Origin of the sequence: Pantoea sp. Z09, from assembly GCF_022394795.1 — a bacterium.
Lineage (GTDB): Bacteria > Pseudomonadota > Gammaproteobacteria > Enterobacterales > Enterobacteriaceae > Pantoea > Pantoea latae.
In genome coordinates, this window is the sequence record NZ_CP092373.1 from 1,830,404 (window position 1) to 1,852,109 (window position 21,706).

Consider the following 21,706-nt stretch of genomic DNA (forward strand, 5'->3'; position numbering starts at 1 on the left):
CGTAAGTATGGGTGGGCAGTTTGCTGGTAATATGGCAAACACCCTGCTTGCCGGCGCCGGCAGCAAGGGGCATGCCGAAGGCACGACCCAGTCTGCCGTGGCTGAGGGAACGATTGTGGTTCGCGATCAGGCCAGCCAGCAGCAGAACCTGGCTGACCTGAGCCGCGATCCGGAGCATGCCAACGACAGCATCAGTCCGATCTTTAACAAAGAGAAAGAGCAGAAGCGCCTGCAGACCGCGCAGATGATTGCGGAAATCGGCGTGCAGGTTGCGGATATTGCGGCAACGCAGGGGGCACTGAGCGGCCTGGATACGGGCACAGGCAGCGAAGTGCAGCGGAGTATCCAGGCGGTGACGGCGGCGTTGCAGGGCCTGGCGGGCGGAGACGTGGTCGGTGCGCTGGCGGGAGCCTCGGCGCCAGAGCTTGCGCATTTGCTGAAGGGAACGGAAAGTGATCCGGTAGCGAATACGCTGGCGCACGCGCTTTTAGGCGGAGTAATGGCGTCGTTGCAGGGCAATAATGCGGCAACGGGCGCGCTGGGCGCGGCGTCTGGAGAGCTGGCGGCGAAAGCGATAATAGCGGCGCTGTATCCGGGCAAGACGGCGGGAGAGCTGAGCGAGTCAGAGAAACAGACGGTAAGCATGCTGGCGACGGTTTCGGCGGGTATAGCGGGCGGACTTGCGGGCGGAAACACGGCCGGTACGGTGACGGGTGCGCAGGCGGGTAAAAACGCGGTTGAGAATAACTCGCTGGCTGATATCGCGCAGGCCCAGTCTGAAGGCAAAACGGTTGAGAAGAAGGCCGGTGAGTACGTTGAGGCGGAAAACGAGCGTTATAAGAAGGCCAACTGCGGCGGCATGAGCGCCGAAGCCTGCTCGGTGATGATGTACACGGAACGGCGCGAAGCACTGAAAGAAATGGTATCGCTGGGCGCTGACTTCGTGCCTGTCGTCGGTGATATTAAGAGCTTTGCGGAGGCGCAGAGTGCGCTGGATTATCTGGTGGCTGCAATCGGTATCATCCCCGGCGCAGGTGATGCGGCAGGGAAGGTGATTAAGGCAGCGGAAGCGGCGCTGAAGAAAGGGGATGTTGCTGAAGCGTCGAAGCTGATTAATAAGGCCAGCGATGAGATTTCTGCAAAAACACCGACTGGTTCAAAAGGTAATCCTCTAAACATAATTGATGGGCAGAATAAACCAAAAGTCATAGGAAATCGTGATTACTCTGGACACTCCCTGGATCGTATGCAAAGACAAGGTATAACACCTTCTACAGTGGAAAATGCAATACGACCTGAGAATGCCGTAGTAGGCAAGAGGCCGGGAACAACAGCGTATTATGACAGTAAAAATAATATAACTGTTATTACGGACACTAAAACTGGCACAATCGTAACTGTTGATTTTGGGAGGATAAAGCAATGACTTTATTATCAGAAATGAGTATCAATGAGTACGATAAGCGTCAAATTTCTCTGATGAAGGATATGTTAACTCTTTATGAATCAGGGAAAATTTCCCTTAAGAAATTAATTGATAGTTTAGAGGGTTTATTATTTTGTCTACAGTCTGTTGATGTTAAGTGGAAAGATGAATTTCACGAGCACTGGTTTGTATTAGAGCAAATATATGCGGTTGCATCCTTCAGAAAAGAATCTATTTCTCAAAATGATCCTGATCTACTGAATGCACTAAAAAATATAAACGAATTATTAAGTAAATGATCTTTATCCCGGCCCTCGAGCCGGGATTTTTTTCACCTGCCCGTCAGCAGCCTTCTTCAGCCGCCAGCCGTATAAGCAGCTGTCCGGGTTCGGTGATGACCTCCACCTTCTGTCCGATAGTAAAGCCGAGTACTTCCAGCCAGCGGCCTTTGATGGTGAGCTGTGGCAGCGGGTTCGGCTGGCCCCTTTTAGGCCGGTATCCTACTCTGTAATAATGCGCCGCTGTTGTGGGTGTGTGCGGCTCTGGCTTATGATGCGTGTCAGCCATGATCAACTCCTCGTTAGTTGCTTATGGTCAGCGGCTGGCGTGAGGTGCGAACTCACGTCTGCCGCGCTCAGTTAACGCCTGCTGTTAAATCCTATTACCTGTTCTACCATCGACTTCTTAACAAAACTGTCCAGTACAGCGATCAACGCCTGCTGGTCGGAGCCAGGCAACAGATCCGCCTTCTGCCACAGGGCATGTAGCGTATGATTACGGATCTTCACCTCTTCCGAAATAATTTTGCGGCCAACCAGCTCATCCAGCGACACCTGTAATACATCGGCAATCCTGTTCACCGTATCTGTGAACCGGCACAGCGCCCCGATGAAAACCCGTAATTACAGGGAGAGAAGTACTGTTAAAATGCACGGACGGATAACGCAGGGGAAGCGTAATGCAAGGGCTGAGAAAAGCGCTGACATGGCTGTTGTGCTTGGTGATGTTCGCCAGTGCGGTAGCGTGCACGGACGAAAAAGGTGCGTTGGGGAAAAACTGTCCGGGCATCAAAACGGAACAGGGAAAATGGGTTGTAAGCGACGGAAAGCACAGGGAAAAAGCGGTTCCGGCTTAAGACTCTGCACCGGATAACGTTGTTGTTGAGAATAACTATTTGAGCCAGAAACAGCAGGCTCAGAAAGAAAAAGAAATTGCGGAATGTCAAACTGTGGCCTGTAAAGCCGGAGCACAGGCAAAATGGACAGCGATTGACCTTGGGCAGGATGGCAGCTTTGCGGCGGGTATGATAGCTGGGGTTCCGTCGGGGCTGTATGATGCCGTTGACGGGATTGTCAAAACGGCCAGCAGTCCAGTTGAAACTTACGAAGCACTGAAAACGCTGTTTAACAGCGGCGATGTATTGGGTAACGTTTCGGATGCGGTGAAGCAGTCTTATATTGACCGTATTAACCGGATGGAGGTGGAATACCAGAAAGCCGGGGCCAGCGGCTCGTTTAACGCGGGCGTTGAAGGCGGCAAGCTGGTTACCGATATCGCCGGGCTGATAGCTGGCGGTGCCGGTACTGCTAAAATCACTGCAGGTGTGACAGAGAAAATTGTTGCTAAAGTGGTTGGTAAGGCTGAGTCTGCCACTGCGAATGTTGCAATAAACTTTCCTAATAAAATTCTTGGTGAATACTCGGCTATAAAGCCTGGCCCCTTGGACAATGATCTGGCTAAAACATTTAGTGGTGCTAAATATCAAGAGGTTGTGTTGAAGAAAGATACTATCCTGTATCGTGCTGGAGTATCAGACAAACCTTTTGGTCAGTTTTTTAGCTCTGAGCCGCCCCAGGGTGTTCTCCACACAAGAATTGATAAAGCGGTATTGCCAAAGTGGCCAGAAGGAGGAACTTCGCCAATAGACTCCTCAATAGCAATTGAAACACCGGTTGGTACAAAAATTTATATAGGAGAGGTTGGTTCTCAAAATGGGTTATATGTTGGGGGAACTCAACAGATTGTAGTGCCTAAGGCTTGGGCTATTAGGGGGGCTGAAATTATGGAGGTTAAAGCGCTAAAATGACTAATGAAAAATCAAAGGCCATCAAAACGAAAATGGAGCGTATGGCCGTCCTACTAGAATTAGGCGGCTATGCTGATTGGTCTGCCAGTATTTTTAGGCTAGCCAAACAATATGAAATAGAACCTGATGTTACCAAGTATTCCTTGCTGGGATTATATGGTGGCATGGGGTCTTTGAATGATCTTGTTCTTTATAGTAAAGGGAAGATTCTAATAGACGAAAATGAAGAATTAGATCAACTAAGAAGTGAGGTATTTAATCTTCTTTCTTAATATATGAATCCCAGCCCTTGTGGCTGGGATTTTGTTGAGAATAACTATCTAAGCAGTAAGCAGATAGATGCATAGTCTGCAGAAATGAAGGCCTGCCAGGCTCGTGGTGGTGACTGTAGCGGCATCATTAAAAAGTATGAAGAGCTGAGTACCGCACAGCAGCACCAGCTTATTAACGACTGTGCAACCAGCCCGGCCACCTGCCAGCAGAAATACGGCAACGTGCTGGCCGATAGCATGGCGGTGAAACAGGCAATAGATCGGGCAATGGGCGAAGATATCCCGATCAAGATGGTCTACGATTTGACGGCAACCTGGGCGCACCAGATGGACGCAGACGGGATCGTTGCCAGCAATCAAGTGTCAGAGCGGATCATGGCGAAATATAGCCTCGATCAAGTTCAGGCGGATATTATTGCGGGCGTGGCGCTAAGTGCGCTGGGCGGGGTGAGTAAGGCTGGTAAGCTTCCGTCAATTAATTCAAATGCCAAAATTGCAAGAGGGCAGACTGTTGGTCATTTTGAAAAAAACCTTGCTGGCCTCCCTCCGGGAGAACGTGTGGCAGTTATAAAACAAACCGCTCCACAGGTTGCAGCAGCAAATGGCACGATCAAGGACAACCAGTTGACTAAAAAGAATGGTGGTGGTGACGTGTATCGCGGGCAGGACGGAAATCTTTATGCTCTTGATACACAGCATGGACGATTTGAAGTTGTCAGCCCGAAAGGTAAGCATTTAGGTGAAGTTGATTTCTCTATGCAAAAAATCCCTAACAGCATAGATAAGTCAGGCGGTCATGATTTGAAGGTGAAATAATGAAACTTATCGATTATAAAAGTAAGTCTATAAAGCGAGGTACAGTTTTTAGATTGCCTGCTGTTTGGCCATATGAAAACTGGGTTGACTTTATGGTCATAGATTTATTTGAAACTCATGGCTTGGTTGTATCTTCCGGTCATAAAGCGGGCCTGATTTTGATATCTTTACCAATCGAAAGTGCATCAACCGAAGGTAGAGCATTAAGTACAGAATGGGTTATTACCAACTGGGAAAAATGGATCTATCCGGAATGCAATGTTGAAGATGTTCATATCCTTGACGAATATGTAGCAACGCCCATTGAATAAACAACTATCCCGGCTACTGCTCCGGGATTTTACTTTCAATACAAGCCAATTACCTTCACCGGTACAGATAATCAGCCGTCCTGGCTCTACCGTCACCTTAATCTGTTTGCCGGTGGTAAGGCCCGCCTCGGTCAGCCGGCTGCCCTTAAGGTTAATACTGGGACAGCGGCTGTAATACGTGGTTATATCGTTGCGATCGGCGTGGCGGATGCTGGTATAGCCCACCTTCAGCAGCCCTAACGCTTTGGAAATACATCCTTCTGGCTTAATATCTTGTTTAGCCACGATTAACAGATGATTGCGGAAATCGGCGTGCAGGTTGCGGATATTGCGCGGACGCAGGGTGAAATAGCGGGGCTGCAGGCCCAGGCAAACCCGGAAGCGCTGGCGGCAGCCAGAGAAGCGCTGCGGGCTAAAGGCACGCTGAATCCTACCGCTGATGAAATAGCGAAGCAGGCATTTGACACGGCAATGAAGCCGTTCGGCACCGGGAGTTCGTTGCAGCAGGGACTTCAGGCGGCGACGGCGGCGATACAGGGTATTGCGGGCGGTAGCGTGGCGCAGGCTGCAGCAGGTGGGGCAGCGCCCTATATCGCAGGCATTATCGGCAGCAGCGGTTTAGATGACGCCGGTAAGGTGATGGCGCACGCGGCGGTAAACGCGGCACTGGCAGCGGCGCAGGGCAGCAACGCGCTGGTTGGCGCGGCAGGCGCGGCCACGGCAGAAATGGCCGGCATGATAGCGCTGGAGGTCTACGGGAAAAGCGCGACAGAGCTGTCGGAAACCGAAAAGCAGACGGTGAGCGCGCTGGCGACGCTGGCGGCAGGCCTGGCGGGCGGCCTGACCGGAGGCCGTTCGGCGGATGCGGTTGCGGGCGCGCAGGCAGGGAAGACGACGGTTGAGAATAATGCGCTGGGTGTGCAGGAAAACCAGTCCCGCGTTCAGGAAATGTCGCAGTGTCAGGGCAACAAAGTCTGTGAAGGAGCAGTAACCGAGAAGTACAAGCAGATCTCAGCGGCACAACAAAAGAGGGTTGTGGAGTGTACAGGCGCTCAGGACTGTGTTGATAAAGCGAATGAAGTTGGCAGGTTGCAGGCTGATTATGCTAACCGTACCAGTGAGTTGTTGGAAAAAGCCCGTGCTGATGGCGGTCTGAGTCCGGCAGAACAGAACGAGCTTTCAATCCTTCAGGTGACGACGATCCAGCTTGAGGCAGACAGAAACGCTGCAATTCATAACGCGTTGATGTCCGGAGATTCAGCGGAGGCGAAGCAGCTTGCGATCAACTCGCTGGCTCAGGTGGCAGGAACCAGTGCTGCGGGAATAGCTGCGGGGGTTGGGAAAGGCGGAAACAAAGGAAGTGCTGTTCCCGTACCGCAGCCGGTCAAAGCTAGTAATGGCCTAGTTTATCAATCGAATAGGAAACATACGCCCGGACAGCAAGGATATAGCCTAAAAGCAGGGACTGAGCCTAAAGATTCGATCACTTTGTTTGGCAATTCAATTGAAGCAGGGAAAAAACGTTATGCAATTGATACCGATGGCAATGTCCATCAATTTACAAATACCAATGATGGATCGTGGCACTGGTCTGGTAGTACAGGAGATAAAACAGTTCCGCTGAAAAAAAGTGAAGTTCCAAATACTGTAAGAAAAGAATTTGGCTTACCCGGGAAATGGAGATAAAAATGATTTTTGGTGACCCATATCGTTTTGCTATTTGGACAGATTATATCCCTCAATGGAGTGAATCTTACGAGAATGGATTGTTCTATTTGCTCATCAATGGAAATTTATATCCAGATGACATCAGGACATCAACCTTATCTACTGATCTTTATGAAATTACTGGTAAAGATTGTGCTTTGGTCTCACATCCTGAGAATAGAGAGATCTTTACCTTGCCGAAAAAAGAGGCTTTTGAGGCTTTACTTAATTTGGCGTACCCGGAACCTTCAGAAGATGATGAATATCCAGAGCAAGTATTTGATTATTGTATCACATCTTCAAATGTTAGTAGTTTTGGTGGGTGTTTCTTTGCTGTTGCAAATGAAGGTTCATTGAGAATTATTGGCGGTCAAACAGAGCATCTTATAAAGGATGAAAGTGGAGAAAAAAATGTCTGGGGATGTATTAATAATCCCAATATTGAAGATATAACCATCTCAAAAGATGAGATAAACGAAATTATCATGCAAGTAAAAGAATTTGCAGATTCCCTTTTAAGTTGAAAATAATGCGCTTGTTGTGCAGGAAAACCAGGAACGGGCCCAAGAAATGGCTCAGTGCCTTGGAGATAACTGTATCCATATTTTTGAAAAATATAAGGAAATAAATGCTGAGCAACATGAAAGCGTAGTGAACTGCTCTGGTGCTCAGGACTGTGTCGATAAAGTGAATGAAGCGGGCATGTTGCAGGCTGATTATGCCAGCCGTACCATTGAGCAGCTAGAAAAAGCGCGTGCTGAAGGCGGTCTGCGTCCGGCAGAACAGGATGAACTCTCAATCCTTCAGGTGACGACGATCAAGCCAGTCAGCAGTAGAGCCTGGCTGACCTGAGCCGCAATCCGGAGCATGCCAACGACAGCATCACTCCGATCTTTAACAAAGAGAAAGAGCAGAAGCGCCTGCAAACCGCGCAGATGATTGCGGAAATCGGCGTGCAGGTTGCGGATATAGCGCGGACGCAGGGTGAGATAGCGGGGCTGAAGGCCCAGGCAAACCCGGAAGCGCTGGCGGCAGCCAGAGAAGCGCTGCGGGCTAAAGGCACACTGAATCCGACCGCCGATGAAATAGCGAAGCAGGCTTTTGACACGGCAATGAAGCCGTTCGGCACCGGGAGTTCGTTGCAGCAGGGACTTCAGGCGGCGACGGCGGCGATACAGGGTATTGCGGGCGGTAGCGTGGCGCAGGCTGTTGCAGGTGGGGCAGCGCCCTATATCGCAGGCCTTATCGGCAGCAGCGGTTTAGATGACGCCGGCAAGGTGATGGCGCACGCGGCGGTAAACGCGGCACTGGCAGCGGCGCAGGGCAGCAACGCGCTGGTGGGCGCGGCAGGCGCGGCCACGGCAGAAATGGCCGGCATGATAGCGCTGGAGGTCTACGGGAAAAGCGCGACAGAGCTGTCGGAAACCGAGAAGCAGACGGTGAGCGCACTGGCGACGCTGGCGGCGGGTCTGGCGGGCGGGCTGACCGGAGGCCGTTCGGCGGATGCGGTTGCAGGCGCGCAGGCAGGGAAGACGACGGTTGAGAATAATGCGCTGAGCGTCCAGCAAAACCAGGAACGGGCCAAAGAAATGACCCAGTGCCAGGGAGATGCCTGTAGCGCTGTTATTGAAAAATATAAGAAAATAAATGCTGAGCAGCATGAAAGCGTAGTGAACTGCTCTGGCACTCAGGCCTGTGTTGATAAAGCGAATGAAGTTGGCAGGTTGCAGGCTGATTATGCCAACCGTACTAATGAGTTGCTGGAAAAAGCACGTACTCATGGCGGTCTGAGCCCGGAAGAACAGAATGAACTTTCGATCCTTCAAGTGACGACGATCCAGCTTGAAGCAGATCGAACGGCAGCCATTCACAACGCGCTGGCGTCTGGTGACTCGGAAGAAGCGAAACAGCTTGCGATAAACTCGCTGGCTCAGGCGGTAGGGACAAGTGCTGCTGGAATTGCGGCAGGGGTTGGGAAAGGTGGTAAGGGAAGTCCCTTACCTACGGCACAACCAACTGTTACTGCTAATGGTTTAATATATAAATCGAATCCAAAGCATACACTAGGTCAGCCAAGTAATAGACCTAATGCCGGTATTGAACCTCAAGATTCACTAAAGCTTTTCGAGCAATCAATTCCGAGTACAAAGCAGTACCCAAATAAAGAGGTTCGATTTGCTGTTGATAGCCAAGGGAATATACATCGTTTTGTTGGTACGAATGGGGAGTATCACTGGAATGGAAGCACCGCAGATAAGAATGCTTTGACCAGTGATCAGATACCAACAGCAATCCAGAAACAATTAGGAGTCAGGGTAAAATGATTTTTGGCGATCCATATTGTTTTGCTCTCCAGTTTGAAGTTGTTGAATGCTGGAATGATCCAGATGACATCTGGAGAAATGGGATTTTCACTTTATATGTTGAAGGTAAAAAACTGTTTGATGCCGTTGATGTTTTTGAGTTACGAACTACGTTTAGCTTCTATTCAAAGGCACCAATTAACGAGCTTTTTATCAATGACTTAGATTTTAGCGCTGATGAACTTTACAAAAACGCTAAGGATTATTTTCTTGGTAATGGTGAGAAATTGATTGATGGTTTATTTGATATGACATGTATTCCGATGGAGGATAATCGTTGTTATCTTTACTTTATTAAGACAAGTGCTGGAGATAGGCTTGTATGGAGTACTGATACTAGCGATAGTATAAATGAAACAGTCCTCCCGTCAGGAACAATCCTAAATGTAATTAATAAATTAAAAGTCTGCCATTTATAAAATGGCATTATCATCCCGGCCTTTATTGGCCGGGATCGTTCCGTCGGCCCCTACGCAAAATACCTTCTGCTGCGCTTAAACTTCGGCTCAGCGCTGGTGCTGTTCATCGCGCCGGGAAACTCCTTCAGCCACTTCGAGACCTTCCGGCGGTTAATGGGTAACATGCTTAACCCTTCGACGCAGCCCCACAGTTCGCGGGTATCTTGGGTAGTGATAACGATGCAGTCCGGCATCACCCGTATCTTCAGCGGCATCCCGTCAATAAATCCCGCCTGTTCAAGCCACTCACCCCGTAAAAATATTGCACGATGAACGGCCCGGCTGTGGAACTCACAGCGCGTGGTCGGCTGTGATGCTTTGGGTACACGACTTTCTGGCGTACAGGCACCGGGTGCGGCCGCCATCCCTGGCGGCGTCAGCGGCGGAACCGTCGGTAAGACCTCACCTCAGTAACCTCATCGTCTTCAGCCAACAGCAATAAGGTGGTCGGCCTGCGGCCTCCGCTGAAGGAAGTTAATGCCCGCCCGGCGTCGCCTGTCTACGTCTGGTCGTGCCCCGCAAACGGCGCGGGTCACTCCTTACCGCCACAGCCAGCTTCCGCTATCCGCCCCGGTTCGGCGGGTTCATACAAACTCATCGTCTACTGAGGCTGCGGTGCTCCGGTGGCCAGGCAGGTGAAGCAGTCCGACCACGGCACGGTCATGCAAAGCCTCACATCCTTCAGCCATCAGTGCCACAGAGCGCCGTACCGTCGCTTACGGGCCTCGCCAGCCCGCGCCCGGCAGACGCGGAGCTGGGCCACAGGCAAGGTGCGTCCAGGCTTCGCGCCGCGGCGTGACAGCGGCAAAAGTGCTGTTAAAATGCGCGAACGGTAAACGCAGGGAAAGCGTGATGAAAAGGTTAAGGAAGGCGGCGCGGTGGCTGCTGTACCTGGTGATGTTGACCAGTGCGGTAGCGTGCGCGGGAGAAAAAGTAGCGTCGGGGCAAAAAGTTGTGATGCCCGGCACGCAGCAGGTGAAATACGATGTAATCTGCTGAAAGGACAAGGAAAAAGTACGTTAGGTGCCAAGCTGCGCACCGGATAACGTTGTTGTTGAGAATAATGCGCTGGGTGTGCAAAAAAACCAGGATCAGGCCAAAGAAATGGCTCAGTGCCTTGGAGATGCCTGTAGCGATGTTGTTGAAAAATATAAGAAAATAAATGCTGAGCAACATGAAAGCGTGGTGAACTGCTCTGGTGCTCAGGACTGTGTCGATAAAGCAAATGAAGCGGGCATGTTACAGGCTGATTATGCCAGCCGTACCATTGAGCTGCTGGAAAAAAAGCGCGTGCTGAAGGCGGTCTGAGTCCGGCAGAACAGGATGAACTCTCAATCCTTCAGGTGACGACGATCAAGCCAGCCAGCAGCAGAGCCTGGCTGACCTGAGCCGCGATCCGGAGCATGCCAACGACAGCATCAGTCCGATCTTTAACAAAGAGAAAGAGCAGAAGCGCCTGCAAACCGCGCAGATGATTGCGGAAATCGGCGTGCAGGTTGCGGATATAGCGCGGACGCAGGGTGAGATAGCGGGGCTGAAGGCCCAGGCAAACCCGGAAGCGCTGGCGGCGGCCAGAGAAGCGCTGCGGGCTAAAGGCACGCTGAATCCGACCGCTGATGAAATAGCGAAGCAGGCATTTGACACGGCAATGAAGCCGTTCGTCACCGGCAGTTCGTTGCAGCAGGGACTTCAGGCGGCGACGGCGGCAACACAGGGCCTGGCTAGCAGATAACACCCATAACCTCATCAACAACATCCCGGCACACAGTCAATAACCCATGCAGTCGGGACGGTTGCATCTTACGCCTCCGGTAACTACCGCAGCGCATACCACTCTTTATGCTTCAGCGGATTCATCGCTGCGCCGACGATATCGGAAATCACATTCACCAGGATCACCAGCCCGCCAATCACCATTACGCCGGCGGAAATCGCCGCGTAATCCTGCTGGCGAATCGCATTGATCAACCAGCGGCCCAGGCCGGGCCAGTTGAACACTACCTCAGTAATCATCGCCAGCGTCAGCATGGTAGAAAACTGCAGCCCTAAACGCGGGATCACCGGCGGCAGCGCATTGTGCAGCACGTGGCGACGGATCACGGTAAAGCGCGACAGCCCGCGCGTCGCGGCTGCTTTCACGTAGTTTTTATCCATCACTTCGCTGGTGCTGGCGCGCAGCAGGCGGATCACTTCGGTAGCGGGGGCGACCGCCAGCACAATCACCGGCAGGATCATATGCGTCAGCACGCTGACCAGCATCTCGTGACGCCACGGCGACGGGCTGAGCCAGGCGTCCACCAGCGCGAGGCCGGTAATATTCTGTACCGGATAGAGCAGGTCAAAGCGGCCGGATACCGGCAGCCAGCCGAGCGTCAGCGAGAAAAACAGCGTGAACAGCAGCGCCAGCCAGAACACCGGCATGGAGAAGCCGAGCAGCGCCAGTGCGCTAATTAGTTTGTCCTGCCATTTATTACGCATCACGCCCGCGCAGATGCCGAGCGGAATGCCGGTCAGCAGCGCCAGCACAAAAGAGAGCACGCAAAGTTCCAGCGTGGCCGGAAAGACTTCGCGCAGCTGCAGCCCAATCTCCTGGCCGTTGGTGCTGGAGACGCCAAAATCAAACTGCAGCATGCCGCTGAACCAGAACCACCAGGCATCGAACAGCGAGGCGCCTTCCAGCGGCGCGTTGGGCGTGAAATAGCTCAGGCTAAAGCCCACCAGCGACAGCAGGAACAGGGTAATGACCAGCAATAACAGACGACGCAACATATAGATGATCACTTACGGCTCCTCGCGCTCATCACGGTAGACCCCGGCAAAAGAGGCGTTGCCGAAGGGACTCAATACCAGGCCTTTAATATCGTGGCGATAGGCCTGCAGCCGCAGCGAAGAGGCGAGCGGCAGCACCGGCAAATCGCGCGCCAGCATCTGCTGCGCCAGATGATAGTTCTCAATACGGCCCGCCAGCTGCTGCGACAGCAGCGCTTTCTGCAGCGCCTCATCAAAGCCGGGCGAACACCAGTGCGCATAGTTGGTCTGCGAGCGGATCGCTGCGCAGCTCAACAGCGGCCGGAAAAAACTGTCGGGATCGTTGCTGTCGGTGGCCCAGCCGGTGAGGGTCAGATCGTGGTTCATCGCCATCAGCTGCGCCTCCTGAAAACGACCCTCGACCGGCGCGATGCTGACCTGCACGCCCACCTGCGCCAGATCCGCCTGCAACAGCTCCGCCGTTTTCAGCGGGCTGGGGTTCCACGCCTGCGAGGCGGACGGCACCACCAGACGCAGATGGAGATCGGTCACGCCCAGCGACTCCAGCATCGCGCGCGCTTTTTTCGGGTCATATTCGGTGACGCGCGCTTCGCTATCGTATGCCCAGGAGGCGCGCGGCAGCACCGAGGCGGCGGTTTCCGCCGTGCCGTAATAGATGGACTCCATCAGGCGTTCGTTATTGATCGCCAGCGCCAGCGCGTGGCGCACTTCGGGACGATCGAGCGGCGGTTTGCGGGTGTTGAACGCCAGATAGGCGATATTCATCCCTGGACGCAGCGTCATGCGCAGGCGGGGATCGTCGCGCAGAATAGAGATCTGGCTGGCGGCGGGATAGGCCAGCACGTCGCATTCGCCCGTCAGTAGTTTGGACAAGCGACCCGTGCCGCCTGCGCCCATATCGATAACCGCCTGCTGCAGGCGCGGCACGCCTTTCCAGTAGGCAGGATTGCGCGCCAGCCGAATGTACTGTCCGGCACGATATTCGCTTAGCTGATAGGGACCGGTGCCGACCGGCTGGCGATCCATCTCTTCCTGACGGCCGCTGCGGGTCAGCTGATCGGCATACTCTGCCGAGAGCACAGGCGCGTAATGGGTCGCCAGATGCCAGAGGAATGAGGCGTCCGGGCTGTTGAGCCGGATCTCTACGGTATTGCTGTCGAGCTTTTTAACGCTCTGCACCGAATCGGAAAACTGCAGACTGTCGAAGTAGGGGTAGCTGCCGCCGTTAACGTTGTGCCACGGATGATGGCGATCAAACATACGGGCAAAGCTAAACACCACGTCATCCGCGTTCATGGTGCGCGTGGGGGTAAACCACGCCGTGTGTTGAAACGCGACCTTGCTGCGCAGATGAAAACGGTAGGTCGCGCCGTTATCGCGCACTTCCCAGCTGGAGGCGAGATCGGGCACCAGGCGATAGGTATAGGGATCGACATCCAGCAGGCGGTCATACAGCTGTGCGGCGAGGGTATCGACCGCAAGGCCACTACTCGCCATCTGCGGGTTAAAGGTATTTAGCGTGCCGTTGACGCAGTAGACAAAGCCGCTGTGGCGGATATCGCGGCTCTCTTCTGACCAGGCAGAAGCGCTGATTACGCTGAGGAGCAGCATCAGCGACAGGATTAGTTTTGGCATAGAACTCAACGGTGTTCGGGCAATAGGCTGAGTGTATCGCAAAGGCGGCAATGTCCCAAAATATGTGGGCGCGGCTGAGGTGAATTTGGGCAGAGAGCAGGCTAAAGACACACTCTGTTTATGGTAATGAGAAAAATTCTCAATTAGGGCTTTACAAGTGAGAACAAGAATGATTATTATTTCATTGCGCTTCGACGGTGGCTCTACCGAAGAAGAGCACGACATTGCTCACATTGCTTCCAGTATTGTTGCCCGCGTATGCGGGCTTTTTTTTGCCCATCCTTTTTCCCGTCATCTTTTGCGCTGCAGCTGCGTTGGCTGCGCTTGGCTACCCCGGTCAGGTCAAAAATTAACCCTCGTCGCGCGCCTGTATCCCATGCTTCTTCATCATCGCCCGCAGCTGGTGGTAGGTCACGCCCAGCAGATCGGCGGCGCGGCGCTGATTAAATTTCGCCTGAGCCAGGCTGGCTTCCACCAGCGCGCGCTCCTGCTGGTTCTGCCAGAGTCGCAGGTCGAGCGGCAACGCGGGCAGGGCGTCAGCCGTTTCTTCCGGCGCTGTCACCGGCTGCGCGCGCGGCGCAAAGGGATTAATGATAATGCGGTCGAGCGGCGCTTCGCTGCTGTGATGGCGATAAACCGAACGCTCAACCACGTTCTTCAGCTCGCGCACGTTGCCTGGCCACTGATACGCCAGCAGCGTCTGCTGCGCCTCGGGCGTAAAGCCCGGAAACAGCGGCAGCCCCAGCTCGCGACACATCTGAATGGCGAAGTGTTCCGCCATCACCAGAATATCGCTGCGGCGCTCGCGCAGCGGCGGAAGCTGCACCACATCGAAGGCGAGACGATCGAGCAGGTCGGCGCGAAATTTTCCCGCTGCCGCCAGCGCGGGCAGATCCTCATTGGTGGCGCACACCAGCCGCACGTTAACCTGCAAGGCGTGATTGCCGCCGACGCGCTCCAGCTGGCCATACTCAATCACGCGCAGCAATTTCTCCTGCACCAGCATCGGCGCGGTCGCCAGCTCGTCGAGAAACAGCGTGCCGCCATCGGCGCGCTCGAAGCGGCCAAGATGGCGCTTCTGCGCGCCGGTAAAGGCACCCGCCTCATGGCCGAACAGCTCGGAGTCGAGCAGGTTCTCATTGAGGGCGGCGCAGTTAAGCGAGATAAACGGGCCCTGCCAGCGGTCGGAAAGATAATGCAGGCGGCTGGCGATCAGCTCTTTGCCGGTGCCGCGCTCGCCTACCACCAGCACAGGCTTCTCAAGCGGCGCCAGCATCGACACCTGCTCAAGCACTTCTAAAAAGTTGTTGGATTCACCCAACAAATTATCGTTGCTGCCAGCCATGATGAAATTCACTATCTCTTAATCAATTTCACTACCTTACGCGAGGCGCGCTGCGCTGTAAAAAATAAATATTCTTTATAATCAATAAAATAAAAACTGGCACGACTTTTGAATATACCAATCAGCGCATGGCGCACCAACATAATCAAAGAGGAACATCATTATGGGTATTTTTTCTCGTTTCGCCGACATCGTTAACGCCAACATCAATTCGCTGCTGGAGCGTGCGGAAGATCCGCAGAAACTGGTACGCCTGATGATTCAGGAGATGGAAGACACGCTGATTGAAGTGCGCTCGACCTCGGCGCGCGCGCTGGCAGAGAAAAAACAGCTGAATCGCCGTATTGAACAGGCGGAAATCCAGCAGGCCGAATGGCAGGAAAAAGCGGAGCTGGCGCTGCGTAAAGAGAAAGACGATCTGGCGCGTGCGGCGCTGATTGAAAAGCAAAAGCTCACCGAGCTGATCGCCTCGCTGCAGCAGGAAGTGGTTCACGTAGAAGAGACGCTGGAGCGCATGAAAGGCGAAATCGGCGAGCTGGAGAAAAAGCTAGGTGAAACGCGCGCTCGCCAGCAGGCGCTGACGCTGCGTCATCAGGCGGCCTCTACCTCGCGCGACGCACGTCGTCAGCTCGACAGCGGCAAGCTGGATGAGGCGATGGCGCGGTTCGAATCTTTCGAGCGTCGCATCGACCATATGGAAGCGGAAGCGGAAAGTCAGCGTTTCGGCAAGTCAAAATCGCTGGACGCGCAGTTCGCCGATCTGCAGGCCGATGACGAAATCAGCCAGCAGCTGGAAGCGCTGAAAGCCAAAATGAACCGTAGCGAATAATGATTATTTGCACTGCGAAACTGATTAAGGAGAGTCAATGAGCGCACTTTTTCTCGCTATACCGCTGACCATTTTCGTGCTGTTCGTGGCGCCGATCTGGTTATGGCTGCACTACAGCAATCGCCGCAGCGGCAACGACCTGTCGGCAGGCGATCTTCAGCGCCTGCAGCAGCTGACGCAGGAGGCGGAACGTATGCGCGATCGCATCCATGCGCTGGAGTCGATTCTGGATGCCGAGCATCCCAACTGGAGGCAGCCATGATCAAACGCAAGCTGTGGCGTAAGCCGGAAGAAGGGAAGCTGATGGGCGTCTGCGCCGGCGTGGCGGAGTATCTCGATATCCCGGTGCGTCTGCTGCGCGTGATTGTGGTGCTGTCGCTGTTTTTCGGCCTGTTCGCCATCACCGTCAGCGCCTACTTTATTCTGGGCTATCTGCTCGACCCGAAATCGGCGGATGCCGCAGAGGGACCCGGCACGCCGAGCGCCGGCGAACTGCTGGACCGGCTGGAAAGCGCGCTGCGACGCGATGAGTACAGCGTGCGCGACATAGAGCGCTACGTGACGTCTGAAACCTTCAGCGTGCGCAGCCGCTTTCGCCAGCTCTGATGTTTCCTGACGGAACCGAACCGGTTCCGTTATCCTGCTCAACCGGAGGTTTACTTTGTCATATTCACGCACGTCCTCTTTTCGCCGCCGCGCGACCCCCGCGTTGAAGTCGGTCGGGAAATTCATCATTATCAATGCCGTGAGTTACGGGCCTGCCGGACTGACCGGCTGGGCGGTAAAATCGGTTGCGCGTCGTCCTCTGCGCATTCTGCTTTCCCTGGCGCTGGAGCCGTTGCTGCAGCGCGTGATGAAGCGGGCGACGGCGCGCTTCATCAGGGAAAAAGATGATAAACAAGTCTGAACTACTCTCATTGCTCAACCGCGGCGCGGATCGTCATCTGCGCCTGGCGGTCACCGGCCTGAGCCGCAGCGGTAAAACCGCTTTTATTACCTCTTTAGTTAACCAGCTGCTTAACGTGCACAGCGGCGCTCGCCTGCCGCTCTTTTCTGTGGTGCGCGACGAGCGGCTGCTGGGCGTCAAGCGCATTCCACAGCGCGACATGGGCACGGCGCGCTTCACCTACGATGAAGGGCTGGCGCAGCTCTATGGCACACCGCCCGCCTGGCCGACCCCGACGCGCGGCGTCAGTGAAATGCGGCTGGCGCTGCGCTATCGCTCGCAGGATTCGCTGCTGCGTCACTTCAAAGAGAGCGCGACGCTCTATCTGGAAATCGTCGACTATCCCGGTGAGTGGCTGCTCGACCTGCCGATGCTGGCGCAGGAGTATCTTGACTGGTCACGGCAGATGGTGGGGCTGCTGCAGGGCGATCGCGCGCAGTGGGCGCAGCCCTGGCGCGAACTGTGCGCCTCGCTGGATCCCTTTGCGCCCGCCGATGAGAACCGGCTGGCCGCGATCGCCGCCGCCTGGACCGACTATCTGCACCAGTGCAAAGCCGAAGGGCTGCACTTTATCCAGCCGGGCCGCTTTGTGCTGCCGGGTGAAATGGCGGGCGCGCCCGCGCTGCAGTTCTTTCCCTGGCCGCTGGCGGACGAAGCGGAGCGCGGCAAGCTGGCGCAGGCTGATAAAGGCAGCAACTTTGCCATGCTGCAGCAGCGCTTTCGCTACTACTGCCAGCATGTGGTGAAGGACTTTTACCGCAACCACTTCCTGCGCTTCGACCGTCAGATCGTGCTGGTGGACTGCCTGCAGCCGCTTAACAGCGGCCCGCAGGCGTTTAACGACATGCGGCTGGCGCTGACCCAGCTGATGCAGAGTTTCCACTACGGACAGCGCACCCTGTTCCGCCGGCTGTTTGCGCCGGTCATCGACAAACTGCTGTTCGCCGCCACCAAAGCGGACCACATCACCGCCGATCAGCACGCCAATATGGTGTCGCTGCTGCAGCAGCTGGTGCAGGATGCCTGGCAAAACGCGGCGTTCGAAGGCATCAGCATGGAGTGTATCGGGCTGGCGTCGGTACAGGCCACCCAGAGCGGGCTGGTGGATCATCGCGGCGAGAAGATCCCGGCCCTGCGCGGTGAACGGCTGACGGACGGCGAAGCCCTGACGTTTTATCCTGGCGAAGTGCCGCCGCGCCTGCCGGGGCACGCCTTCTGGCAGCAGCAGGGATTTCAGTTTGAACAGTTCCGGCCGCAGCCGCTCGATATCGATCGTCCGCTGCCCCATATCCGCATGGACGCCGCGCTGGAATTTTTATTAGGAGACAAGCTGCGATGAGCGAAGAAAAACTCAAACCGCGTATCGATTTTGCCCGACCGCTGGAGGCCGCGCGCGAGCCGGCGCTGCGTCCGGCGCAGGCGTTTGACGAGGAGGCGCGGCAGGCGTTTCTCGCCGTGGACGAGCAGGCTGACGAGGTGCTGGAAGAGGGTGCTGGAGAGCGCGCGGTCGAGCAGGCGCTGCGGCCGAAGCGCAGCCTGTGGCGCAGGCTGGTGGGCGCCGGCGTGGCATTGTTCGCCGCCAGCGTGGTGGCGCAGAGCGCGCAGTGGCTGCATGACGCCTGGCTGACGCGCGACTGGTTTGCGCTCGGCAGCGGCGCGGCGGGCGGCCTGATCGTTATTGCCGGCGTCGGCGCGCTTACTAGCGAGTGGCGTCGCCTCTATAAGCTGCGCGCGCGTGCCGAAACGCGCGACGTCGGTCGCGAGCTACTGCACAGCCATAGCGTCGGCAAAGGCCGCCCCTTCTGCGAAAAGCTGGCGCAGCAGGCGGGCATCGATCAGGCGCATCCGGCGCTGCAGCGCTGGCACGCCGCGCTGCATGAAACCCAGAACGATCGTGAAACCGTCACGCTCTATGCGCAGCTGGTGCAGCCGGTGCAGGATCGCCAGGCACGGCGCGAAATCGGCCGCCATGCGGCGGAGTCGACCCTGATGATCGCCGTCAGCCCGCTGGCGCTGGTGGATATGGCCTTTATCGCCTGGCGCAATCTGCGGCTGGTCAACCGCATCGCCGCCATCTACGGCATCGAGCTGGGCTACTTCAGCCGGCTGCGGCTGTTTCGTCTGGTGCTGCTGAACATGGCGTTCGCCGGCGCGTCGGAGCTGGTGCGTGAGGTGGGAATGGACTGGATGTCGCAGGATATCGCCGCACGGCTCTCCGCCCGCGCCGCGCAGGGCATCGGCGCAGGCCTGCTGACCGCGCGGCTCGGCATCAAGGCGATGGAGCTGTGCCGTCCGCTGCCCTGGCTGGCGGACGACAAGCCGCGCCTCGGCGATTTCCGCCGCGACCTGATCGCCCAGCTAAAAGAGACGCTGCCCAAAAGCGGCGTGAAGCGCGAAAGTTAACTTTTTTCCTCCCCTGTGCGCCGCCGTTCGTGCGGCGCGCACCTGATCCTGAACAGCAGTGTCAACTTTTGCTTCCACGCCTCTTCTGACCCGCCGCAAGTTAGCGTATTATCTCCCGATTCTTCACCTGACTAAGGCCATCGCAATGCGTCTTGAAGTCTTCTGCCAGGACCGTATCGGCCTGGCGCGCGAGCTGCTCGATCTGTTAGTCGCCCGTAATATCGACCTGCGCGGCATCGAAATCGCGGCGCTCGGCCGTATTTACCTCAATTTTTCCGCACTGGAATTCGACCAGTTCAGCAGCCTGATGGCGGAGATCCGCCGCACCCCTGGCGTCACCGACGTGCGCACCGTCGCCTATATGCCTTCGGAACGCGAGCATCGCGCCCTGAGCGCGCTGCTGGTGGCGATGCCGGAGCCGGTGTTTTCCATCGATCTGAAAAGCAAAGTGGAGCTGGCGAACCCGGCGGCGCAGACCCTGTTCGACCTCGACGAGCAGAAAATTCGCAACCACAGCGCGGGCAACCTGATTAGCGGGTTTAACTTTCAGCGCTGGCTGGAGAGCGACCGCGTCGAGGCGCAGGCGCAGCATGTGGTCATCGACGGCCGCGACTTCCTGATGGAGGCGCATCCTGTCTATCTGACCGCCGACGAAGGCGCGGGCGACCAGCCGGTCGGCGCGATGGTGATGCTGAAATCCACCGCCCGCATGGGGCGTCAGCTGCAAAACCTGGTGGTGACTGACGAGTCGGAGTTCGACCACATTATCGCGGTAACGCCGAAGATGCGGCAGGTGATCGACCAGGCGCGCAAGCTGGCGATGCACGACGCGCCGCTGCTGATCGTCGGCGACACCGGCACCGGCAAAGATATGCTGGCGCGCGCCTGCCACCTGCGCAGCGCGCGCGGCAAAAAGCCGTTCCTGGCGCTTAACTGCGCCTCACTGCCGGACGATGTCGCAGAGAGCGAACTTTTCGGCCACGCCGCTGGTGCCTATCCCAACGCGCTGGAGGGGAAAAAGGGCTTTTTCGAGCAGGCCAGCGGCGGCTCGGTGCTGCTGGATGAGATCGGCGAGATGTCGCCGCGCATGCAGACCAAGCTGCTGCGCTTCCTCAATGACGGCACCTTCCGCCGCGTCGGCGAAGAGCATGAGGTGCATGTCGACGTGCGCGTAATCTGCGCCACGCAGAAGAACCTGATCGAACTGGTGCAGCGCGGCGAGTTCCGCGAGGATCTTTTCTACCGCCTGAACGTGTTGACGCTGCATCTGCCGCCGCTGCGCGAGCGCCCGCAGGATATTTTGCCGCTGACCGAGATGTTTGTGGCGCGCTTCGCCGACGAGCAGGGGATCCCGCGTCCGCGCCTGTCGCCGCAGCTTAACGGATTTTTGACGCGCTACAGCTGGCCGGGCAACGTGCGCCAGTTAAAAAACGCGCTCTATCGCGCGCTGACTCAGCTGGAGGGGTACGAACTGCGGCCGCAGGATATCGTGCTACCTGAGCAGGCGCTGGACGCTTCACTGGCGGAAGAGGCGATGGAGGGAACGCTGGATGAGATCACCAGCCGCTTCGAGCGCTCGGTGCTGACGCGCCTCTATCTCTCCTATCCCAGCACGCGCAAGCTGGCGAAACGGCTCGGCGTGTCGCATACGGCGATCGCCAATAAACTGCGCGAATATGGCCTGGGCCAGAAGCGCGGCGAACGGGAAGAGAAAAACGGCGGCTGACAGCCGCCGGGGTTAACGTTACTTCAGCACAGCCAGCGCTGCGTCGTAATCGGGTTCGGTGGTGATCTCGTTGACCAGCTGGCTGTACAGCACGTTGTCATGCTCATCCAGCACCACCACCGCGCGCGCCGTCAGGCCCGCCAGCGCGCCTGCGGCAATTTCAACGCCATACGCATTTTTGAACTCAGCGCCGCGCAGCGTCGAGAGGGTAACGACGTTATTCAGGTTGTCGGCGCCGCAAAAGCGCGACTGCGCAAACGGCAGATCGGCGGAGATGCACAGCACCACCGTATTAGTTAATTCGCTCGCCAGCTGGTTGAAGCGGCGTACGGACGCGGCGCAGACGCCGGTGTCGACGCTGGGAAAAATATTCAGAACCTTGCGTTTTCCTGCATACTCAGAGAGCGACACGTCGGTAAGATTTTTTGCCACCAGCGTGAAAGGCTGAGCCTGTTCGCCCGCCTGCGGAAAGTGACCAGCAACCTCTACCGGGTTGCCCTGAAAGTGAACAGTGTGAGACATAGCGATTCCTTAAAAGTCAGATAAAACGTGACTGCCTACAGATGAAAAGCGTCTGAAAAAAGGGTTATGACATAGTTATAAACAACTTACGA

At 55.8% G+C, this 21,706-nt stretch carries 26 protein-coding genes and 2 pseudogenes; 19 read left to right on the plus strand and 9 right to left on the minus strand.

All coding sequences use genetic code 11. From position 1 onward, the window contains the following. The first annotated feature begins 643 nt into the window (after positions 1-643). Positions 644-1,426 carry a VENN motif pre-toxin domain-containing protein gene (locus MC269_RS18850; RefSeq protein WP_371824379.1) on the plus strand — a complete coding sequence of 261 codons (783 nt, stop codon included), beginning with the start codon at positions 644-646 and terminating at the stop codon, positions 1,424-1,426. Continuing rightward, on the plus strand, positions 1,423-1,725 hold the full coding sequence (locus tag MC269_RS08710; protein WP_239954898.1) for a hypothetical protein: 303 nt from the start codon (positions 1,423-1,425) through the stop codon (positions 1,723-1,725). Before MC269_RS18850 ends, MC269_RS08710 begins: the two co-directional genes overlap by 4 nt. Positions 1,726-1,768: 43 nt before the next feature. On the opposite strand, the gene MC269_RS08715 is transcribed toward MC269_RS08710, so the two are convergent. Beyond that, positions 1,769-1,993 (minus strand): SymE family type I addiction module toxin, encoded by a 225-nt coding sequence (locus MC269_RS08715; RefSeq protein WP_239954899.1) that lies wholly within the window; start codon positions 1,991-1,993, stop codon positions 1,769-1,771. Between the two features lie 71 nt (positions 1,994-2,064). Continuing rightward, positions 2,065-2,286 (minus strand): hypothetical protein, encoded by a 222-nt coding sequence (locus MC269_RS08720; protein ID WP_239954900.1) that lies wholly within the window; start codon positions 2,284-2,286, stop codon positions 2,065-2,067. 299 nt (positions 2,287-2,585) lie between these two features. On the opposite strand from MC269_RS08720, the pseudogene MC269_RS18855 reads away from it, so the two are divergent. The 4 genes and pseudogenes from MC269_RS18855 to imm45 all read left to right on the plus strand — a co-directional run. Further along, positions 2,586-3,090 (plus strand): annotated as a pseudogene (locus MC269_RS18855) (filamentous hemagglutinin); the annotation flags it as partial. A gap of 418 nt (positions 3,091-3,508) precedes the next feature. Beyond that, positions 3,509-3,784, plus strand: coding sequence for a hypothetical protein (locus MC269_RS08730; protein ID WP_239954906.1), 276 nt, complete (start codon positions 3,509-3,511; stop codon positions 3,782-3,784). Between the two features lie 21 nt (positions 3,785-3,805). Next, positions 3,806-4,600 (plus strand): annotated as a pseudogene (locus tag MC269_RS08735) (colicin E3/pyocin S6 family cytotoxin); the annotation flags it as partial. Further along, a complete protein-coding gene (imm45, locus tag MC269_RS08740; protein ID WP_239954912.1) occupies positions 4,600-4,911 on the plus strand; it encodes an Imm45 family immunity protein in 312 nt (103 codons plus the stop codon). The pseudogene MC269_RS08735 and the gene imm45, both read left to right, overlap by 1 nt. Here the strand turns inward: imm45 and MC269_RS08745 are convergent. Further along, on the minus strand, positions 4,804-5,196 hold the full coding sequence (locus tag MC269_RS08745; RefSeq protein ID WP_371824366.1) for a SymE family type I addiction module toxin: 393 nt from the start codon (positions 5,194-5,196) through the stop codon (positions 4,804-4,806). The genes imm45 and MC269_RS08745 overlap by 108 nt on opposite strands. A 9-nt stretch (positions 5,197-5,205) precedes the next feature. Between MC269_RS08745 and MC269_RS18860 the strand changes: the two genes are divergently transcribed. From MC269_RS18860 to MC269_RS08770, 5 genes are all read left to right on the plus strand, one after another. Then, positions 5,206-6,597 carry a VENN motif pre-toxin domain-containing protein gene (locus MC269_RS18860; protein WP_371824367.1) on the plus strand — a complete coding sequence of 464 codons (1,392 nt, stop codon included), beginning with the start codon at positions 5,206-5,208 and terminating at the stop codon, positions 6,595-6,597. A gap of 2 nt (positions 6,598-6,599) precedes the next feature. Further along, positions 6,600-7,142, plus strand: a complete 543-nt coding sequence (locus tag MC269_RS08755) for an immunity 42 family protein (RefSeq protein WP_239954914.1) — start codon at positions 6,600-6,602, stop codon at positions 7,140-7,142. 16 nt (positions 7,143-7,158) lie between these two features. Further along, entirely contained in the window at positions 7,159-7,470 is a 312-nt protein-coding gene (locus MC269_RS08760) for a hypothetical protein (RefSeq protein WP_239954916.1), read from the plus strand. Between the two features lie 83 nt (positions 7,471-7,553). Further along, a complete protein-coding gene (locus MC269_RS08765; protein WP_239954918.1) occupies positions 7,554-8,942 on the plus strand; it encodes a VENN motif pre-toxin domain-containing protein in 1,389 nt (462 codons plus the stop codon). Next, the gene (locus MC269_RS08770; protein ID WP_239954922.1) at positions 8,939-9,400 is read left to right on the plus strand and encodes an immunity 42 family protein; all 462 of its coding nucleotides are present in this window, start codon (positions 8,939-8,941) and stop codon (positions 9,398-9,400) included. The genes MC269_RS08765 and MC269_RS08770 overlap by 4 nt, the downstream gene beginning before the upstream one ends. A gap of 50 nt (positions 9,401-9,450) precedes the next feature. On the opposite strand, the gene MC269_RS18865 is transcribed toward MC269_RS08770, so the two are convergent. Next, complete coding sequence (locus MC269_RS18865) at positions 9,451-9,804, minus strand: SymE family type I addiction module toxin (RefSeq protein WP_371824368.1); 354 nt, start codon at positions 9,802-9,804, stop codon at positions 9,451-9,453. 658 nt (positions 9,805-10,462) lie between these two features. Here MC269_RS18865 and MC269_RS08775 point away from each other — a divergent pair. Further along, on the plus strand, positions 10,463-10,747 hold the full coding sequence (locus MC269_RS08775; RefSeq protein WP_239954924.1) for a hypothetical protein: 285 nt from the start codon (positions 10,463-10,465) through the stop codon (positions 10,745-10,747). Positions 10,748-10,778: 31 nt separating this feature from the next. Here the strand turns inward: MC269_RS08775 and MC269_RS08780 are convergent, their stop codons facing one another. From MC269_RS08780 to pspF, 4 genes are all read right to left on the minus strand, one after another. Continuing rightward, positions 10,779-11,186: a hypothetical protein gene (locus tag MC269_RS08780; protein WP_239954926.1), complete on the minus strand. Its 408-nt coding sequence runs from the start codon at positions 11,184-11,186 to the stop codon at positions 10,779-10,781. 68 nt (positions 11,187-11,254) lie between these two features. Next, positions 11,255-12,220 carry a putrescine export ABC transporter permease SapB gene (sapB, locus tag MC269_RS08785; protein ID WP_081138207.1) on the minus strand — a complete coding sequence of 322 codons (966 nt, stop codon included), beginning with the start codon at positions 12,218-12,220 and terminating at the stop codon, positions 11,255-11,257. Further along, positions 12,221-13,843: an ABC transporter substrate-binding protein SapA gene (sapA, locus tag MC269_RS08790; RefSeq protein ID WP_081138209.1), complete on the minus strand. Its 1,623-nt coding sequence runs from the start codon at positions 13,841-13,843 to the stop codon at positions 12,221-12,223. It lies immediately after the preceding gene. A 349-nt stretch (positions 13,844-14,192) separates the two neighbouring features. Then, positions 14,193-15,188 (minus strand): phage shock protein operon transcriptional activator, encoded by a 996-nt coding sequence (pspF, locus tag MC269_RS08795; RefSeq protein ID WP_239954927.1) that lies wholly within the window; start codon positions 15,186-15,188, stop codon positions 14,193-14,195. Between the two features lie 163 nt (positions 15,189-15,351). Here pspF and pspA point away from each other — a divergent pair, with 163 nt between their 5' ends. From pspA to tyrR, 7 genes are all read left to right on the plus strand, one after another. Next, positions 15,352-16,017 (plus strand): phage shock protein PspA, encoded by a 666-nt coding sequence (pspA, locus tag MC269_RS08800; protein WP_239954928.1) that lies wholly within the window; start codon positions 15,352-15,354, stop codon positions 16,015-16,017. Positions 16,018-16,054: 37 nt separating this feature from the next. Next, entirely contained in the window at positions 16,055-16,279 is a 225-nt protein-coding gene (gene pspB / locus MC269_RS08805) for an envelope stress response membrane protein PspB (protein WP_081138215.1), read from the plus strand. Continuing rightward, positions 16,276-16,623, plus strand: a complete 348-nt coding sequence (gene pspC / locus MC269_RS08810) for an envelope stress response membrane protein PspC (protein WP_239954929.1) — start codon at positions 16,276-16,278, stop codon at positions 16,621-16,623. The genes pspB and pspC overlap by 4 nt, the downstream gene beginning before the upstream one ends. Before the next feature lie 55 nt (positions 16,624-16,678). Continuing rightward, a complete protein-coding gene (gene pspD / locus MC269_RS08815) occupies positions 16,679-16,924 on the plus strand; it encodes a phage shock protein PspD (protein ID WP_081138217.1) in 246 nt (81 codons plus the stop codon). Beyond that, positions 16,908-18,302: a YcjX family protein gene (locus MC269_RS08820; RefSeq protein ID WP_239954930.1), complete on the plus strand. Its 1,395-nt coding sequence runs from the start codon at positions 16,908-16,910 to the stop codon at positions 18,300-18,302. The genes pspD and MC269_RS08820 overlap by 17 nt, the downstream gene beginning before the upstream one ends. Beyond that, positions 18,299-19,366, plus strand: a complete 1,068-nt coding sequence (locus MC269_RS08825; protein ID WP_239954931.1) for a TIGR01620 family protein — start codon at positions 18,299-18,301, stop codon at positions 19,364-19,366. The genes MC269_RS08820 and MC269_RS08825 overlap by 4 nt, the downstream gene beginning before the upstream one ends. Before the next feature lie 145 nt (positions 19,367-19,511). Then, complete coding sequence (gene tyrR / locus MC269_RS08830; protein ID WP_239954932.1) at positions 19,512-21,092, plus strand: transcriptional regulator TyrR; 1,581 nt, start codon at positions 19,512-19,514, stop codon at positions 21,090-21,092. Positions 21,093-21,110: 18 nt separating this feature from the next. On the opposite strand, the gene tpx is transcribed toward tyrR, so the two are convergent. Next, the gene (gene tpx, locus MC269_RS08835) at positions 21,111-21,614 is read right to left on the minus strand and encodes a thiol peroxidase (RefSeq protein ID WP_239954933.1); all 504 of its coding nucleotides are present in this window, start codon (positions 21,612-21,614) and stop codon (positions 21,111-21,113) included. Positions 21,615-21,706: the final 92 nt, after the last annotated feature.

Coding starts and splice junctions, on each gene's coding strand:
- pspB (WP_081138215.1), top strand. CDS start 16,055: ATGAGCGCACTTTTTCTCGCTATACCGCTGACCATTTTCGTGCTGTTC.
- MC269_RS08710 (WP_239954898.1), top strand. CDS start 1,423: ATGACTTTATTATCAGAAATGAGTATCAATGAGTACGATAAGCGTCAA.
- MC269_RS08755 (WP_239954914.1), top strand. CDS start 6,600: ATGATTTTTGGTGACCCATATCGTTTTGCTATTTGGACAGATTATATC.
- tpx (WP_239954933.1), bottom strand. CDS start 21,614: ATGTCTCACACTGTTCACTTTCAGGGCAACCCGGTAGAGGTTGCTGGT.
- MC269_RS18865 (WP_371824368.1), bottom strand. CDS start 9,804: ATGGCGGCCGCACCCGGTGCCTGTACGCCAGAAAGTCGTGTACCCAAA.
- MC269_RS08820 (WP_239954930.1), top strand. CDS start 16,908: ATGATAAACAAGTCTGAACTACTCTCATTGCTCAACCGCGGCGCGGAT.
- pspA (WP_239954928.1), top strand. CDS start 15,352: ATGGGTATTTTTTCTCGTTTCGCCGACATCGTTAACGCCAACATCAAT.
- tyrR (WP_239954932.1), top strand. CDS start 19,512: ATGCGTCTTGAAGTCTTCTGCCAGGACCGTATCGGCCTGGCGCGCGAG.
- MC269_RS08765 (WP_239954918.1), top strand. CDS start 7,554: ATGATTGCGGAAATCGGCGTGCAGGTTGCGGATATAGCGCGGACGCAG.
- MC269_RS08715 (WP_239954899.1), bottom strand. CDS start 1,993: ATGGCTGACACGCATCATAAGCCAGAGCCGCACACACCCACAACAGCG.
- sapA (WP_081138209.1), bottom strand. CDS start 13,843: ATGCCAAAACTAATCCTGTCGCTGATGCTGCTCCTCAGCGTAATCAGC.
- MC269_RS08770 (WP_239954922.1), top strand. CDS start 8,939: ATGATTTTTGGCGATCCATATTGTTTTGCTCTCCAGTTTGAAGTTGTT.
- MC269_RS08825 (WP_239954931.1), top strand. CDS start 18,299: ATGAGCGAAGAAAAACTCAAACCGCGTATCGATTTTGCCCGACCGCTG.
- pspC (WP_239954929.1), top strand. CDS start 16,276: ATGATCAAACGCAAGCTGTGGCGTAAGCCGGAAGAAGGGAAGCTGATG.
- pspF (WP_239954927.1), bottom strand. CDS start 15,188: ATGGCTGGCAGCAACGATAATTTGTTGGGTGAATCCAACAACTTTTTA.
- MC269_RS08730 (WP_239954906.1), top strand. CDS start 3,509: ATGACTAATGAAAAATCAAAGGCCATCAAAACGAAAATGGAGCGTATG.
- MC269_RS18850 (WP_371824379.1), top strand. CDS start 644: ATGCTGGCGACGGTTTCGGCGGGTATAGCGGGCGGACTTGCGGGCGGA.
- imm45 (WP_239954912.1), top strand. CDS start 4,600: ATGAAACTTATCGATTATAAAAGTAAGTCTATAAAGCGAGGTACAGTT.
- MC269_RS08780 (WP_239954926.1), bottom strand. CDS start 11,186: ATGAGGTTATGGGTGTTATCTGCTAGCCAGGCCCTGTGTTGCCGCCGT.
- MC269_RS18860 (WP_371824367.1), top strand. CDS start 5,206: ATGATTGCGGAAATCGGCGTGCAGGTTGCGGATATTGCGCGGACGCAG.